The sequence below is a fragment of the Flavobacterium frigidum genome, from assembly GCF_048286735.1.
Classification (GTDB): domain Bacteria; phylum Bacteroidota; class Bacteroidia; order Flavobacteriales; family Flavobacteriaceae; genus Flavobacterium.
In genome coordinates, this window is sequence record NZ_JBLVPU010000019.1 from 20,183 (window position 1) to 37,753 (window position 17,571).

The following is a 17,571-nucleotide window of genomic DNA, read 5'->3' on the forward strand; positions in this document are numbered from 1 at the left end:
AAAAGAAAAAGTCTGATGGCAATTGCGGAAATGGAGATTGTGGTTGTAGTTGATGCGGTTTGGAGATTTGTAAGGCTTGGGATTACTAAGCTTAACGTTTGAATTGATTAGAAAAACATTACAAGTAGAAAATGAATTTAAATAAAGCTACTTACTGAATCATGCAGAGACGCTCTTCAACGAATTAATTAACCTACTTTCCTTCACTAAGTAGGAATCTTTCCCATCCCTCATAGGTATCAGTTTTCAACCTTTCAGTCTCTTTGTCGTAATATGTTACACTATCTATTAAAAGTTCTCCCGTTTTACTATCATTATCGCTTCTATACTCAATCCTCTTTTGGAATATAAATTTTGTCTCTTTAATAATATGCCCGTTTTGGACATAAATATTTTCAATCTTTTGCGTTGCACAAATGTAGGAGGCAAAGAAAAAAAATAGAACCGGAATAGGGGTACAGAAAAAGAATATGACTTTATTTAATTTTCCTACTATTATTTTTTTATCAAAAAGATATAAAATATAAAGAAGCACTATTCCAAGGATCCAAATTACGAGTAAAAATACAAATATCACTTCTCCTCCATGAACAACCTTTTGGCTCAAGTACACGAAATAAGAATTCACAAATGTGAAAATAATTGAAAAAAGAAGAAGTTTTTTGCTCATTACGGTTTATTACCTGATTATTTTACAATTGACTGTTACTATTTCAAATACGAAATTTTTACAAAGTATTTTTTCTTATTGATTGGCGTATCCTTACTTGGATAAGGCAAGACCTGAACACTTTTTAAATTTTTTTGGTTGTCAGGTAAATATTTACAAAACCATTGCTTGTTTTCTTCTTGATTTTTCATCGAAAAAACCATGGTATTATCCTCCACTAATTTTGAATCTTTATATACCGAAAGTAATACTGTAACTTCTCCTGCCCAGATGCAGTTTAGTCCCTCAGGACATCGAGAATCCGATACAACTTCTTTTAAAACTAAAGTAAATCCCTTTTTCTTGAAACACTTTTTTTGAGTAATTTTTGCAATAGAAACTTTCTCTGCGGCTATTTGTGAAAAACTAAATGTACAAAACAATAAAAATGATAACAATACTATATTTTTCATAACCAACTATTTTAAATGATTCACTCAAAGATAGGCCAAATATACTATGTTACCTTCACAAAAAGATTACTGGCAATTTTATTCGAAATGGACAAATCCCGCATATCAACTTGAATTTTCAATGACAAATCAAAACTTTCCTTTCCTATGATTTCAATTTTAGAACCCAAGGCGATGCCTTGTTTGTCTAAGTATTTTAAAAATTCGGATGATGTGTCTTTAACGCCAACACAAATTCCTGCTTGGTTTTCGTGCAATTCAGAGAGCAATTGCTTTTCGATTTTAACAATTTGACCATTTGCATCTGGAATAGGATCTCCATGCGGATCTTCGGTAGGATTTCCCAGAAAATCATCCAATTTGTTGATGAGTTTTTCTGATTTAATGTGTTCCAATTGTTCCGCAATATCATGAACCTCATCCCAAGAAAAATCTAGCTTATCAACTAAAAAAACTTCCCAAAGACGGTGTTTTCTAACAATCATTTTGGCCGCTATTTTACCGTGATCTGTCAAGGAAACGCCTTGGTATTTTTTATAATTCACTAAGTCTTTTTCGGCTAATTTCTTGAGCATATCAGTCACTGACGAAGCTTTGGTTTCCATTTTTTCGGCAATCGCATTCGTACTTATTTCTGAATCTGAAATAATAGTAAGATGGTATATGGTTTTAAGATAGTTCTCTTCTGAAAATGTCATTTGATTTGAGATTGATGAATAGTGTTTTTGATTCCAAATGTCCTAGCCCTGATAGAAGCGGTATCCTTTTCCTGCTTTTTTAAGCAGGAAAAGATATAGCGAATAGCAGGAAATATCTCCTGATACTGAAACAGATTCAGCACAGGAATTTAATTTTTAACAATCAGTAACGGAATAGAAATTTTGTGGCGCAGTTTGTTTACCGTAGTTCCAAAAATCAAATCCTTGAATCCAGTGTGACCGTGCGTTCCCATTACTAAAATATCAAACTTTCCAGCATTAATAAGTTCTGGAATTACTCGATTTGGTTTTCCAAAACCTAACTTCGTTTCCACTTGAAAGCCTTTTTCGGTCAATATTTCTTTATATTCCTCTAATAATTTTTCGTCAATCAGCGTTTCATGGTCATCGATATTTTCCCCGTAAATCATAGCTCCTACGGTTTCTACCACGTGAATCAAGGTGTATTTTGCTTCTATTCCGCCCAATTCAAAAGCATTGTTTAAGGCTACTTCGTCAGCACTAGTAAAATCAACCGTAACTGCAATGTTCTTTTTAGTATAACTTTCAGCCTTGGAAAATTTTAGTTTTAAATTGTGTGGCGAATGATTTTGTATGTCAATTTTAGCTTTGGCAATAAAAGGTTTGAAAACGATGTACAGCAACAAAATCAAAAAACCAAAAGCCAAAGGAACCACCGTTAACCATAACAAAAGTGGATTTTCGGAGGTTTCTAGCCAGCCTGTTATTTCGTCAAAAACCAATTTAGCGTTTAATGAAACAATAATTGTTGCAATAATCCAAGAAGCGATTTGCGTCGCTTTTCCAATATGAAATCCTTTCATTTTTGATTTATCACTTACAAAATGAATCAACGGTATAATAGCAAAACCCAGTTGTAAACTCAGGATAACCTGACTCAAAATCAATAATTTTCCTGTAACACTTTCCCCATAAATAGTAATTACAATAACCGCTGGTACAATGGCGATTAATCGTGTGATGATTCGTCTAACCCATGGCTGAATGCGTAAATTAAGATAGCCTTCCATTACAATTTGTCCGGCAAGAGTTCCCGTAATTGTAGAACTTTGTCCTGCAGCAATCAAGGCTACCGCAAATAATATAGGCGCAAATTTGCTTCCTAAAAGCGGCTCTAGAAAACGATGTGCATCCTGAATCTCGGCCACTTCAAACATTCCGTTTCTATAAAATGTGGCTGCAGCCAAAATTAAAATCGCTGCGTTCACTAAAAAAGCCAAGTTTAATGCAATGGTAGAATCGATGAAATTGTATTTCAAAGCCTGCTTAATTCCCGCCGTAGTTCTTTCGAATTTTCTGGTTTGCACCAAAGAGGAATGCAAGTATAAATTGTGTGGCATAACCGTAGCTCCAATAATTCCAATAGCAATGTATAAAGCGGCTTCATTAGGCATCGAAGGAATTAATCCAAACAAAACTTTATCCAGTTCTGGCTGGGCAAATATCATTTCGAATATAAAGGAAAATCCAATGATAGCAACCAATACAATGATAAAAGCTTCCATTTTTCGGATGCCTTTATTGATTAAGAACAATAACAAAAAAGTATCTAAAACTGTAATTAACACCCCTTCAATCAGCGGAATGTCAAACAATAAATTGATACCGATTGCCATACCTAAAACCTCGGCAAGATCACAGGCTGCGATGGCAATTTCGGCAAGAAAATACAATATATAATTGATAAATGGCGAATAGGTTTCTCTAGAGGCTTGCGCCAAGTCACGTTGGGTAACAATTCCAAGTCGGGCACTCAAGCTTTGCAACAACAAAGCCATAATGTTACTCATCAATAAAACCCAAAGCAAGGCATAACCAAACTGGCTTCCGCCTGCAATGTCTGTCGCCCAGTTTCCTGGATCCATATAACCAACGCTAATTAAATAAGCCGGGCCAAAAAAAGCAAGGATTTTTCGGAATACTGATTTCTTATTTAATGTGGAAACGGATTGATTTACTTCTTCTAAAGATTTAGTCATGACAAAAAAGGTTTGTTCAAATATACTATAAATAGTGTTTGCAAAATATATTTTTTAGTCTTGTCTAAATACTTGATTTAGGAACATGAAGGACAAAAGCCACTAATGGTAAAATTTACTTCCTTAATCTGATAATTTGTTGGTAAAATAAAGGTAGGCTCCACATTATCTAAGCAGGTTAACAAATTGCATTTCAGGCAACTAAAATGGATATGATTGTGCGTGTGAACTGCATGATCCTTCATATGATGACACGTTGCATATTTTATAGTTCCGTCTAAGTTTACAATTTTGTGTACGAGATCATCCGTAACCAAACGATCTAAAATCCTGTAAATGGTCACTCGGTCACAAATATTATCGCTCAGTGTTTGAATTTCGCTATGAGAAAGCGCCACTTCTGCATTTTTAAGTACGTCTAGAATAGCCGTTTTAGCTACCGTATTGCGTGATGTTTTCATATTTCAAAAAAAATTAAACGCAACTATATTGCATTAACAAAATTAATTATATATTTGCAACAGAATTGCATTAAGCAAATATACAAGAAATGAAGAAAACAACCTTATTTAATATGGATATTTTAGGGATATCATCTGCAAGTTTGTGTCTTATTCATTGTTTGCTTTTGCCTTTACTAACTGTTTTACCTATAGGTTTAACCCACAATCCTTATATCGATTTATTATTTGCATGCGTCGGTCTATGGGCTGTAATAAATAGCATTAAAAACGCTAAACTATTGGTAATGTTGTTACTAATAATTTCTAGTACATTAATCTTGTTGAGCGTACTTATTGAAATTTTTCTAGACATTCATACTAATATAGTAGTAGTTGGCGGCGCAGGAATGATCCTAGGACATTTGATAAACTACAGCAATCATAAAAACACGCACAAATGAGAAAACTACCCGTAACCGTATTATCAGGCTTTCTTGGAGCAGGAAAAACAACATTGTTGAATCATATCTTGCACAATAAAGAAGGTTTAAAGGTAGCCGTAATTGTAAATGATATGAGCGAGGTTAACATTGATGCCAATTTGATAAAAGCCGAAAACACATTGTCACGTACAGAGGAGCGATTAGTCGAAATGAGTAACGGATGTATTTGCTGCACACTTCGAGAAGATTTAATGATTGAGGTTGAAAAACTAGCTAAAGAAAATCGCTTTGACTACCTATTAATTGAAAGCTCAGGAATTAGTGAGCCTATTCCCGTAGCGCAAACATTTTCATTTGTTAATGAAGAGGAAAATATTAATCTTTCTCAGTTTAGTTTTATCGATACGATGGTCACCGTAGTCGATGCCTTTAACTTTTTTAAAGATTTTGGCTCAGCCCAAACTTTACAGGAGAGGAAAGCATCGGATATTGACAACGATACTCGAACAATTGTAAACCTGCTGGTGGATCAAGTAGAGTTTGCCAATGTTATTATATTAAACAAAACCGACTTGGTGACTCAAAAAGAATTGGAAATCTTGAAAGCTTCAATCCAAAAATTGAATCCTGTAGCAGCAATAATCACTTCGGTTCGAGGAAAAGTACCAACAAGCGCAATTCTAAACACTGGATTATTCAATTATGAAGAAGCAGAATCATCAGCTGGTTGGATACAAGAACTAGAAGGAATTCATACGCCTGAAACCGAAGAATATGGAATTTCATCTTTTGTTTTCAGAGATGAACGCCCTATTCATCCTCAACGTTTTTGGCACTACCTAACCGTCGATTTTCCGCAGAACGTTTTAAGAAGTAAAGGACTTTGCTGGATTGCGTCCAGACCCGAACAAGCCATCAACTGGAGTCAAGCGGGCGGATCTATGAAAGCAGAAGGTGCTGGTGTATGGTGGGCGAGCATGCCACTAGGCGAGCGCATGACTTTTAGCAATTTCGTGGAATACCAAGACATTATTGAAGAACGATGGACTGCTAATTTTGGCGACCGTCTAAACGAAATCGTATTTATAGGCATTGACATAAATGAAATTGAAATTCGGAAACAACTAGAAAAGTGCCTTTGCAATGCTAATGAAATTATAGATCTGCAAGACGGATGTTTCCTATGCAAAGATGATTTTCCTATCCCTAGCACATATCAAAATAATAATGAAAAAATACTAGTAAACTAGTTATAAATCCCGATCGTTTTGGTTAATTATTGGGTACTAATGCGGTTCATTGTCATGATGAACCGCTTTTTTTATTTATATATCAGTAAATCTTTTTATTATATCAAATATAATTTTTAGCTTTGTCTAAATTTAAATTAAGTACAGTGAAAAAAACATTCGTGTTGTTTATAATCTTACTAGTTCATTTTGGCTACAGCCAAGAAAAAACAAGCCTATCCGGAATAATTTCATCTGATAAAAAACGGGTTGCAGAAGCTCGTGTTTTTTTAATTGGAACAAAATACGCCACCCAAACAGATAGTTTAGGAAAGTATAGTATCGATAATATTGATGATGGAAATTATAAAATACAAATTATAGCAGTAGGTTTTCAAAGTTTAAAGAAGAGCATAACGGTCAAAAATAATGAAAACAACATTCTGGATTTTGAACTTTCAAGTACAGAAAACCAACTTAATGAAGTCGTAGTTTCGGGAACATTAAAAGCAGTAAAACGATTAGAAAGTGCGGTTCCAGTAGAAGTTTATTCTCCAGTATTTTTCAAGAAAAACCCAACAGCTAGCATTTATGAAGCCTTGCAAAACGTAAATGGTGTACGACCGCAACTGAATTGTGGCGTTTGCAATACGGGTGACATCCATATTAATGGGTTGGAAGGTCCGTATACTTTGGTTTTAATAGATGGAATGCCCATAGTGAGCAGTTTATCTACGGTGTATGGATTATCCGGAATTCCAAATTCACTAGTAGAACGTATTGAAATCGTAAAAGGTCCCGCTTCCTCTTTGTACGGCAGCGAAGCCGTGGGCGGTTTGATCAATATTATTACCAAAAATCCAATAAATGCTCCCCTATTCTCCGCTGATGTGTTTACTACTTCTTGGTTGGAAACCAATGTTGATTTAGGAGTAAAACTCAATGTTGGAAAAAAAGCCACGGCGCTTTTAGGTTTAAATTATTTCAGATACAATCAAAAAATTGATAACGACGGCGATAACTTTACTGATGTTACTCTTTCGGATCGAATTTCCCTTTTTCAAAAATGGACTTTCGACCGTAAAGAAAATCGATTGTTTACCCTTGCGGCGCGTGGCGTTTATGAAGATCGTTTTGGCGGCGATGTGCGTTGGGAGAAAAAATACCGTGGCGGAGACGAAATCTACGGCGAAAGCATTTATACCAAACGAGCAGAATTAATAGGAAGTTACCAACTGCCTTTTCAGGAAAAACTGATGCTGTCTTTTTCAGGAAACGTACATTTTCAAGACAGCCGATACGGTACGACGAGTTATATTGCGAATCAAAAAATTGGTTTTTTACAACTGACTTGGGATAAAAAAATAGGAAGTCATGACTTACTTTCCGGAATTGCCACCCGATACAATTACTACGATGACAATACGCCGGCAACTTCAAAACTAGGAACCAACAACCCCGAGAAAACCTGGTTACCGGGAATTTTTATTCAAGACGAAATTACATTCACCGAAAAACAAAAGCTATTACTGGGAATGCGTTACGATTACAACTCCATTCACGGAAGCATCATAACGCCCAGAATTGCTTACAAATGGAAATTGAACGACAATAATATCATTCGGTTGAATGCAGGAACAGGTTTTAGAGTGGTGAATTTATTTACCGAAGACCATGCTGCTTTGACTGGCGCTCGTGAAATTATAATAGCCAATAACCTAAAACCGGAACAATCCATAAATGCCAATTTGAATTATATCAAGAAAATAAATTTTGATAACGGAACCTTTGTTGGCATTGAAACTTCGTTTTTCCATACCCGATTCAGCAATAAAATTATATCGGATTACGATACAAATCCCAACCAAATTATCTATAACAACATTAATGGCTACGCGATAAGTCAAGGAATCAGTACGAATATTGATTTTAATTTTCCAAATGGTCTAAAGATTATTACAGGTGCTTCTTTGTTAGACAATAAAAACGTGGAAAACGGCAAAAAAGAAACACCATTTCTAACCGAAAAATTTACAGCCACTTGGAGCGTTTCGTACAAAATTCAAACTATCGATTTGTATATTGACTACACCGGAAATGTGTACAGCCCGATGCAATTACCACTTTTAAGCGCTTTAGATCCTCGTGCTCCAGAATCGCCTTGGTACAGTTTGCAAAACATTCAATTCACGTATTCTGGTTTGCAACACTTTGAGTTCTATGCCGGAATTAAAAACCTGTTGAACTTTTTGCCTAAACAAAATAACCCCTTTTTAATTGCAAGAACCAATGATCCTTTTGATAAAAATGTGATTTATGATACGAACGGTCAAGTACTGGCAACGCCCGAAAACCCGTATGGATTAACATTTGATACGACGTATGTGTATGGACCCAACCAAGGAATCAGAAGCTTTTTCGGACTTCGGTATACCTTAAAATAATGAAAAAGAATTTTTATTTACTGTTACTTTTATGCTGTGTGATTCCTGATGGATTTGCGCAGTTGCAGTCTATTTTATTCGAAGAAATCGACAGTTTACAACGTATCGAAAAAAGAAAAACGATTGTTTTCATTCAAACCGATTGGTGCCAGTTTTGTCATGTGATGAAAAACACCACGTTCAAAAACGAAGAAATTATCGAAGAACTCAACAACGCTTTCTATTTTATTGATTTCAATGCCGAAGAAAAGCGAACAGTAGTTTTCAATAAAACCACTTTTCAATTCAAACCCACGGGAAATACTTCTGGAACACATGAATTGGCCATCGCACTAGGAACAATAAATAAGCAATTGCACTTTCCTGTTTTGTGCGTTTTGAATAGTGAAAACGAGATTATTTTTCAGCATAGCGGCTACTTAAAACCAAAAGAATTTAAGCTGATTTTAGCCAAACTAAAAGAATAAAATTGTTTATTTTTGGGGAAATGTCAAATTCCCAAATGAAACACTACGATTATATTTTTACCGGCGCAGGATTATCGGCTTTAATGACGGTTTACAAAATGGTGCAATCAGGATCTTTTACGGATAAAAGTATTTTGTTATTAGATCAAAATACTAAAAAAACCAACGACAGAACTTGGTGTTTCTGGAAAACCAACGATTCACTTTGGGAACAATCTATTTCCAAAAAATGGGATTCGGCTTTGTTTGCCAACGAAAACTTTCGCAGGGATTTAGACTTGCAACCATATCAATACAATATGGTGAAAGGACTTGATTTTTACAACCAAGTATTCGATTTGCTTTCGAAACAAGAAAACATCACTTTCATCAATGAGAAAGTACTGGAAATCGAAGAATCCGAAACTATAATTTTGGTACAAACGGAAAGCGAAACCTTTTCGTGCTCCAAATTATTCAATAGTATTTACCACAAACAAAAAGCGGAAAACCAAACTAAATATCCTGTTTTGCAACAGCATTTTATAGGTTGGTTTATCAAAAGTGAGCAAGCTGTTTTCAATAATGAGCAAGCCACGTTCATGGATTTTTCGGTTGAGCAAAAAGGAAATACCCGTTTTATGTACGTGTTGCCTACCTCAAAAACGGAAGCATTGCTGGAATACACCTTGTTTTCGCATCAGCATTTAAAAAAAGAAGAGTACGAAAACGAAATTAAGCAATACATCGAAAAATTGGGCATTACTAACTATGAAATCGTTGAAAAAGAGCAAGGCAGCATCCCGATGACGTGTTATCTTTTTTGGAAATCGAATACTAAAAACGTGATAAACATTGGTACTTCTGGCGGTTGGACCAAAGCGAGTACGGGTTACACTTTCAAAAATTCTGATAAAAAATCAAGTGAATTGGTTGCCTTTCTACAAAGAGAAACCGACTTCACTAAATTTCATAAAAAGACCAAATTCTGGTTTTATGATTTGCTATTATTAGACATTTTAGATCAAAAAAACGAATTGGGTTCCCACATTTTTTCTTCGATATTCAAAAAAGGAAATCCTATGGTTATTTTTAAATTTCTAGACGAGGAAACCGTTTTTATTGAAGACATGCAAGTTATTTTAAAATGTCCGAAAATGTTGTTTATCAAAGCCATTTTTAACGTGGCGGCCAAAGCCCTAAAATAACAATCAAACTATAACAAAACTTTATAATTGAACACTTATTCTTGATTGTAAACTTTGTAACTTTGCAGAACAAAATTAATTTTGATTTAAAATAAAAAGATATGTATCCAGAAGAAATGGTAAAACCAATGCAAGCCGAATTAACGACTGCAGGTTTTCAAGATTTACATAGTGCTGAAGCCGTAGAAAACGCAATGAAACTAGAAGGAACAACGCTTGTAGTTGTAAATTCGGTTTGTGGTTGTGCTGCTAGAAACGCACGCCCAGGAGCAAAAATGAGTTTAGACGGTGCTAAAAAACCAGACCATTTAATCACTGTTTTTGCAGGAGTTGACAAAGATGCTGTTGATGCTGCAAGACAACACATGTTCCCTTTTCCTCCATCATCGCCAAGTATGGCTTTGTTCAAAAACGGAGAATTAGTACACATGCTAGAGCGTCACCACATTGAAGGTCGCCCAGCAGAACTAATTGCTGAAAACTTGAAAGACGCTTTCAACGAGTATTGCTAATACCTGATAAAGTATAGAATTTAAAACCACGTTTCGGCGTGGTTTTTTATTTGGAGCCACTTCCAGCTATTCGTTTCAATCTTTTTAAAGCTTCCAGCCTTTTGAAGGCTGGAAGTTATAAAAAGGATTTCCACTGCTATCTGGGCTAGAAGATATTTTGTGCGAAAAAGATGTGTATATTTGCTGTTATTAAATAGTTAGCAGAAACATTATGACAAAATTCACAATATGAAATTAAAAACATTAACGATCCTATTAATATCAATTATTGTGTATAGTTGCGGTTTAAAATACAATGAGCAAGGTAAAGAAAAACATATCTTTTACATACACGGTAGAATTATTGAAATACATGGTAGAAATGCTTACAGCGAGGACTTTGGAAAATATGAGTTTGATAGCATCGTTTCAGCGATAAAAGTTGAGAAATCTGTGGTTCAATACGAGATACGCAATGAAAATGTTGACCCAAAAGAATATGCTATTCACGTTTCAAAACAAATTGATAGCCTTATCAAAAATGGTGTTAAACCAATTGATATAACTATTGTGGGAGCCTCAAAAGGAGCGATTATAGCATCTAATATTTCGAGCTTTAATACAAATCCAATCAACTATGTTTTACTTGCAGGAAATAACGAATATCAAGAAACAAACAATGATTGGAAATTTCACGGACAAGTTTTATGTATTTATGATTTGTCTGACGGAATTGCGGGGAAAAATTATAATTATTGGAAAAACAGAGAAAACTTTACAACAAAATTTGAGCAACTTGAAATACAGACTAACTTAGGACACGGATTTTTATACAAACCATTGAGCGTTTGGACTGAACCAGCTAAGAAATGGATTTTAAAACAAAGTTTATAACCGATTGTAAACAATGCCGAACGAACAACAGATGCTTTTTTATTTAAGATTTTTCTGATAAACCTAAAAACAATTCTTAATTAAATCCCGCTAGCCACACAATTCCTCTCATTCGGCTCGGCGTAATAAATACGACTCTAAAAAACTTAACATTCTATTTACCACAACTCCCTTAGCCCAGATTGCAGCGGCATCCTCTTGTTGTAGCGATAGCGAAAACAAGAGATATAGCGGAAAGCTGGAAATAGCTCCTAAAAAAACAAACCATTAAGACATTAAGGAAAATTAAGCGTCTATTGTTAATGATTGCGAACCTTAGTTCCTGTAATACTTTGCGCCTCTGAACCTTTTTGCCTACTTTTGCAAAAAATATATTTCTCACTTAAACTGTTTATAGCATGCAACTGTACAACACATTAAGCGCAGAGGAAAGAGCCGTCATGATTGATGATGCCGGAAAACAAAGACTCACTTTGTCGTTCTATGCTTATGCGCAAATTCAAGATCCAACTCAATTTCGAAACGATTTATTCCGCGCTTGGGATCCTTTAGTAGTTCTAGGCCGAATTTATGTAGCCAAAGAAGGGATCAATGCACAATTATCATTGCCTGCCGATAATTTTTATGCCTTCAAGGACACGCTTGAGGAATATGATTTCATGAAAGGGATGCGCTTGAATATTGCCGTGGAGCATGACGATCACTCGTTTTTGAAACTAACGATTAAAGTGCGTGACAAAATTGTGGCTGATGGTTTAAACGATGAAACTTTTGATGTGACCAACATAGGCGTACACCTAAAAGCGAAGGAATTCAACGAACTTCTAGACGATCCCAACACAATTGTAGTTGATTTTAGAAACCATTATGAGAGTGAAATTGGCTATTTTAAAGGCGCCATCACTCCTGATGTAGATACATTTAGAGAATCGTTGCCAATTATTAATGAGCAATTAAAAGACTTTAAGGAAGACAAAAACCTTGTCATGTACTGCACTGGCGGAATTCGTTGCGAAAAAGCGTCGGCTTACTTTAAACACCAAGGTTTTAAGAATGTTTTTCAGCTGGAAGGCGGTATCATTAATTACGCCAAGCAAATAAAAGAAGAAAATCTAGAAAGCAAATTTATAGGTAAAAACTTTGTTTTTGATCACCGCTTGGGCGAACGAATTACTGACGATGTTGTTTCGCAATGCCATCAATGCGGCACCGCTTGTGATGTGCATACGAATTGCGTGAACGAAGGTTGTCATTTGCTTTTTATTCAGTGTGAATCTTGCAAAGAAAAAATGTTCGGATGCTGTTCTACAGAATGTGCTACCATTATTCACTTGCCCGAAGAAGAGCAAAAAGCCATACGAAAAGGAATAAAAAATGGAAATAAGATTTTCAAAAAAGGGAAATCTGATAAGTTACTTTTCAAAAATAATGCAGATCCTTTGGCAGCTATTCCCGACTTAACTGAGCTTGCAAAACGCAAACCTGTTGCAAAAAAAGCGGTGAAAATTAAAAAAGAATACCTTGGTAAAGGCGCTCACTTTTTCCCGAAGTCAAATGTTGGACAGTTTTTAATTGAAGAAAATGAGTTAACAATTGGCAATACTGTATTGATAAAAGGGAGCACTACTGGAGAACAAATTTTAAAAATCGAGAAAATGATGGTCAATGACACCGCGCAACAAAAAGCCGTTGCTGGCGATACGTGCACGTTTCTACTCCCATTCCGAATTCGATTATCCGATAAATTATACCGCATTTTAGAATAAACCTCTAACGCTACATGAACAATTACCAACCCATTATAATTTAAATTGTAATGGGTTTTTTAGTATAAATTTATGAATTATTGCCCTAAATTGGCGTTGTTCCATAAAATTAAAAAATACTATCTTTACACATTAAACGTTTTAAGAACTTAAGTTGTGCTCGTCACAACACTACATATAAGATTATGGCATGTACAAGTTGTTCAACTTCTGATGGTGGCGCACCAAAGGGTTGTAAAAATAATGGGACTTGCGGCACCGATAGCTGCAATAAATTAACGGTTTTTGATTGGCTTTCGAATATGAGTTTGCCCAATGGCGACGCCCCTTTTGATTGTGTTGAAGTACGTTTCAAAAACGGCCGAAAAGAATTTTACCGTAATACCGAAAAATTAACTTTGAGTATGGGCGACATCGTTGCCACGGTAGCTTCACCTGGTCATGACATTGGAATTGTAACACTTACAGGAGAATTGGTTCGCATCCAAATGAAGAAAAAAGGAGCCAATCCTTTGAGCAATGAAATTCCTAAAATTTATAGAAAAGCTTCTCAAAAAGACATTGACATTTGGTCTACTGCTCGCGATAAAGAAGAGCCTATGAAGGTTCGTGCAAGAGAACTAGCGATTGCTCAAAAACTGGAAATGAAAATTTCGGATATCGAATTTCAAGGAGATGGATCAAAAGCTACTTTTTACTACACCGCAAATGACCGAATTGACTTTAGAGCATTAATAAAAGATTTTGCTAAAGAATTCAGTACTCGTATCGAGATGAAACAAGTAGGTTTCCGTCAAGAAGCAGCTCGTTTGGGCGGAATTGGTTCTTGCGGAAGAGAACTGTGTTGTTCTACTTGGCTGACTGATTTTAGAAGTGTAAATACCTCAGCTGCACGGTACCAACAACTGTCCTTGAATCCACAAAAACTAGCGGGACAATGCGGCAAATTAAAATGCTGCTTGAACTATGAACTAGACACCTACATGGATGCCTTAAAGCATTTCCCAGATTTCGAAACTAAGTTAGTTACTGAAAAAGGAGATGCCATTTGCCAAAAACAAGACATCTTTAAAGGCTTGATGTGGTTTGCATACACGAATAATTTTGCCAATTGGCATGTGTTGAAAATTGAACAAGTACAAGAAATTGTTGCCGAAAATAAACTTAAGAACAAAGTTTCTTCGTTAGAGGATTATGCTATTGAGATTGTTGTTGAGCCTGAGAAAAACTTCAACAATGCCATGGGTCAAGAAAGTTTAACGCGATTTGACCAACCTAAGCCAAAGAAAAAACAGCATAAAAAACGCAAAACTGGTGGGGAAAATGTGATTGTAGCCAATAGCAGTAAACCTGTCACTAAAAACAATAATAATCGTCAGCAACAAGGTGATAAAAAACCTGCAGAGCCAAGAAAACCAATAATTATTACCAAAAATGTGGATAAAAAATAGCGCTTTACTCCTTTTAGTGATGATTATCTTTTCTTCATGTGACAAGAAAAGAGTTTTTGATGAATACAAATCGGTAGGTAGTGCGTGGCACAAAGACAGTATTGTTACCTTCAATTTACCAGAATTGGACTCTACAAAACGCTATGATTTGTTTATAAATGTTAGAGACAATAATGATTATCAATTCAACAATTTGTTTTTAATTGTGGCGTTGGAATTACCAAATGGATTTACAAAAGTAGACACACTTGAATACCAAATGGCAGAGCCAGACGGCACATTATTAGGCAATGGTTTTTCAGACTTAAAAGAAAGTAAACTTTTTTACAAGGAAAATGTACGATTCAGGTCGAAATACAAAGTCTACATCAAGCAAGCGGTTCGTGAAAACGGTAAGGTTCTCGGAGTAAAAGCATTAGACGGTATTACAGAAGTAGGTTTTAGAATAGAAAAAAAAGAATAAAATAGTATTATGGCTATCAAAAAAAATAACAATCAGGTGCAAAACAGCGATAAGAACATTGCTTACTATCAAAAGAAATTTTGGAAAATTTTTTTCTATGGAATGGGTGCTGTTGGTTTGTTTTTCTTATTCGCTTCATGGGGACTTTTTGGTTCGATGCCTTCTTTTGAAGATTTAGAAAATCCAGACTCTAACCTTGCAACCGAAATCATTTCGGCAGACGGTGTGGTTTTAGGGAAGTATTTCGAAAAAAACAGGTCTCAATTACACTATGCTGATTTACCAAAAAATTTAGTACAAGCACTAATTGCTACCGAAGATGCTCGTTTTTATGAGCATTCTGGTATTGATGGCAGAGGAACTTTGAGAGCCATTTTTAGTTTAGGAACCAGCGGTGGAGCGAGTACATTGACTCAGCAATTTGCCAAACAATTGCTACACGGAGAAGGATCTAAATTCTTGCCTTTTAGAATCGTACAAAAAGTACAAGAATGGATAGTCGCCATCCGTCTGGAAAGACAATATACAAAAAATGAAATCATCGCCATGTACTGCAACGTATATGATTTTGGAAACAATTCTGTTGGGGTAAGTTCCGCAGCAAAAACGTATTTTTCTAAAGAACCTAAGGATTTAACCATTAGCGAATCGGCAATATTAGTAGGGATGTTTAAGAATTCTGGTTTATACAATCCGATACGAAACCCAGAAGGTGTGACAAACCGCAGAAATGTGGTGCTTTCGCAAATGGCAAAAGGAAAAATCATCACCAAAGAGGAAAAAGAAAAACTACAAAGTTTACCGATTAAATTAAATTTCAAATTAGAAACCCACAAAGACGGAACGGCTACGTATTTTAGAGAATACCTGCGTGATTACATGAAAAAGTGGGCTGAAGAAAATAAAAAACCAGATGGATCAGATTATGACATCTACAAAGATGGTCTAAAAATCTACACTACTATTGATTCCAGAATGCAATTGCATGCTGAGGCAGCAGTTTCTGCACACATGGCCAACCTACAAGAAGAATTTTTCAATCAATCAAAGGATAATAAAAACGCTCCATTTGTCAACATTTCCTCTGTAGAAACTCAAAAGATTCTAAATCAAGCTATGAAATCATCAAACCGATGGGCTGTGATGAAATCATTAGATAAAAGCGAAGAAGAAATTATAAAATCGTTCAGCGAAAAAACAAAAATGACTGTATTTTCTTGGAAAGGAGAAAAAGATACCATCATGACCCCATTAGACTCCATTAGGTATTACAAGCACTTTTTACAATCGGGATTGATGGCAATGGAACCACAAACCGGTGAAATAAAGGCTTGGGTAGGTGGTATCAATTACAAATATTTTCAATACGACCACGTAGGTCAAGGTGCAAGACAAGTAGGATCTACCTTTAAACCTTTTGTATACGCAACCGCAATTGAACAATTGAACATGTCTCCGTGTGACTCTATTGTTGATGGTCCGTTTATGATTCGTAAAGGACGTCATAGTGTAACCGAAGATTGGGAACCTAAAAACTCCGATAATAAATACCGAGGCATGGTTACTCTGAAAAGGGGTTTAGCCAATTCTATAAATACAATTTCGGCTAAATTAATTGATAAAGTAGGACCTGAAGCCGTAATTGATTTAACTCATAAATTAGGAGTGAAATCCGAAATTGTAAATCAACCTTCTATTGCGCTTGGAGCTGTCGAAATAACCGTAGAAGATATGGTTGCCGCGTACAGCACATTTGCAAATCAAGGTGTTTATATGAAACCCCAATTTATATCAAAAATTGAAGATAAAAGTGGCGTGATCATTTATGAACCCATTCCTGAATCGCACGATGTTTTAAACAAAGACATCGCTTATGCAGTCATCAAATTACTGGAAGGTGTAACCGAAGGTGGTTCTGGCGACCGTTTGCGCACCACTGGTGGTGGTAATGGCGACAACCGCTGGACTGGATATCCCTATTCCTTTAGAAATCCAATTGCAGGAAAAACAGGAACCACACAAAACCAATCTGATGGTTGGTTCATGGGAATGGTTCCTAATCTTGTAACTGGAGTTTGGGTAGGTTGCGAGGACCGTTCTGCCCGTTTCAAGAGCATTACCTACGGACAAGGAGCTACTGCAGCACTACCAGTTTGGGGATATTTCATGAAATTATGTTACGAAGATCCTGCTCTAAAAGTATCCAAAGAACCATTTGAAAGACCTTCTAATCTATCTATAAAAGTAGATTGTTACGTTCCTAAAAAAGTTGTAGATACTACCGCTGTAGAACAAGATACAGAGGAGTTTGAACTATAAAAGTCATTGTAAGGAACGAAGCAATCGCATCTCGAAAGTAACAAATGGATTGCTTCGTTCCTAGCAAAGAAAAGATTTTCACTCCATCTGGACTAGAGTTTTCTACTACTGTAAACGAACGATACTCCTAAGA

The 17,571-nt window shown here is 35.7% G+C and carries 16 protein-coding genes; 11 read left to right on the top strand and 5 right to left on the bottom strand.

What is annotated here, in order from left to right; genetic code table 11:
• Positions 1-193 precede the first annotated feature (193 nt).
• The 5 genes from ACNQGO_RS11750 to ACNQGO_RS11770 all read right to left on the bottom strand — a co-directional run bounded on the left by ACNQGO_RS11750 (position 194) and on the right by ACNQGO_RS11770 (position 4,302).
• Entirely contained in the window at positions 194-670 is a 477-nt protein-coding gene (locus ACNQGO_RS11750; protein WP_417985350.1) for a hypothetical protein, read from the bottom strand.
• A 38-nt stretch (positions 671-708) separates the two neighbouring features.
• A complete protein-coding gene (locus ACNQGO_RS11755; RefSeq protein ID WP_417985351.1) occupies positions 709-1,122 on the bottom strand; it encodes a hypothetical protein in 414 nt (137 codons plus the stop codon).
• Positions 1,123-1,166: 44 nt separating this feature from the next.
• Positions 1,167-1,820 (bottom strand): metal-dependent transcriptional regulator, encoded by a 654-nt coding sequence (locus ACNQGO_RS11760; RefSeq protein WP_417945289.1) that lies wholly within the window; start codon positions 1,818-1,820, stop codon positions 1,167-1,169.
• 149 nt (positions 1,821-1,969) lie between these two features.
• Positions 1,970-3,841, bottom strand: a complete 1,872-nt coding sequence (locus ACNQGO_RS11765) for an Nramp family divalent metal transporter (RefSeq protein WP_417985352.1) — start codon at positions 3,839-3,841, stop codon at positions 1,970-1,972.
• A gap of 77 nt (positions 3,842-3,918) precedes the next feature.
• On the bottom strand, positions 3,919-4,302 hold the full coding sequence (locus ACNQGO_RS11770) for a Fur family transcriptional regulator (RefSeq protein WP_417968397.1): 384 nt from the start codon (positions 4,300-4,302) through the stop codon (positions 3,919-3,921).
• A gap of 89 nt (positions 4,303-4,391) precedes the next feature.
• Between ACNQGO_RS11770 and ACNQGO_RS11775 the strand changes: the two genes are divergently transcribed.
• The 11 genes from ACNQGO_RS11775 to ACNQGO_RS11825 all read left to right on the top strand — a co-directional run bounded on the left by ACNQGO_RS11775 (position 4,392) and on the right by ACNQGO_RS11825 (position 17,438).
• Entirely contained in the window at positions 4,392-4,745 is a 354-nt protein-coding gene (locus ACNQGO_RS11775; RefSeq protein ID WP_417985353.1) for a MerC family mercury resistance protein, read from the top strand.
• Positions 4,742-5,977: a GTP-binding protein gene (locus tag ACNQGO_RS11780; RefSeq protein ID WP_417985354.1), complete on the top strand. Its 1,236-nt coding sequence runs from the start codon at positions 4,742-4,744 to the stop codon at positions 5,975-5,977. Before ACNQGO_RS11775 ends, ACNQGO_RS11780 begins: the two co-directional genes overlap by 4 nt.
• Before the next feature lie 146 nt (positions 5,978-6,123).
• Positions 6,124-8,400, top strand: coding sequence for a TonB-dependent receptor (locus tag ACNQGO_RS11785; RefSeq protein ID WP_417985355.1), 2,277 nt, complete (start codon positions 6,124-6,126; stop codon positions 8,398-8,400).
• Positions 8,400-8,867 carry a thioredoxin family protein gene (locus ACNQGO_RS11790; RefSeq protein WP_417985356.1) on the top strand — a complete coding sequence of 156 codons (468 nt, stop codon included), beginning with the start codon at positions 8,400-8,402 and terminating at the stop codon, positions 8,865-8,867. Before ACNQGO_RS11785 ends, ACNQGO_RS11790 begins: the two co-directional genes overlap by 1 nt.
• A gap of 35 nt (positions 8,868-8,902) precedes the next feature.
• Positions 8,903-10,054: a lycopene cyclase family protein gene (locus ACNQGO_RS11795; protein ID WP_417985357.1), complete on the top strand. Its 1,152-nt coding sequence runs from the start codon at positions 8,903-8,905 to the stop codon at positions 10,052-10,054.
• Positions 10,055-10,155: 101 nt separating this feature from the next.
• A complete protein-coding gene (locus ACNQGO_RS11800) occupies positions 10,156-10,566 on the top strand; it encodes a BrxA/BrxB family bacilliredoxin (RefSeq protein WP_131907898.1) in 411 nt (136 codons plus the stop codon).
• 228 nt (positions 10,567-10,794) lie between these two features.
• Complete coding sequence (locus ACNQGO_RS11805) at positions 10,795-11,439, top strand: hypothetical protein (RefSeq protein ID WP_417947824.1); 645 nt, start codon at positions 10,795-10,797, stop codon at positions 11,437-11,439.
• Between the two features lie 398 nt (positions 11,440-11,837).
• Positions 11,838-13,205, top strand: coding sequence for an oxygen-dependent tRNA uridine(34) hydroxylase TrhO (trhO, locus tag ACNQGO_RS11810; RefSeq protein WP_417985358.1), 1,368 nt, complete (start codon positions 11,838-11,840; stop codon positions 13,203-13,205).
• Between the two features lie 185 nt (positions 13,206-13,390).
• Positions 13,391-14,656, top strand: a complete 1,266-nt coding sequence (locus ACNQGO_RS11815; protein WP_417985359.1) for a PSP1 domain-containing protein — start codon at positions 13,391-13,393, stop codon at positions 14,654-14,656.
• Positions 14,640-15,119 (top strand): gliding motility lipoprotein GldH, encoded by a 480-nt coding sequence (locus ACNQGO_RS11820; protein WP_309758757.1) that lies wholly within the window; start codon positions 14,640-14,642, stop codon positions 15,117-15,119. Before ACNQGO_RS11815 ends, ACNQGO_RS11820 begins: the two co-directional genes overlap by 17 nt.
• Before the next feature lie 9 nt (positions 15,120-15,128).
• Positions 15,129-17,438 carry a penicillin-binding protein 1A gene (locus ACNQGO_RS11825; RefSeq protein WP_417985360.1) on the top strand — a complete coding sequence of 770 codons (2,310 nt, stop codon included), beginning with the start codon at positions 15,129-15,131 and terminating at the stop codon, positions 17,436-17,438.
• The last annotated feature ends 133 nt before the right edge of the window (positions 17,439-17,571 follow it).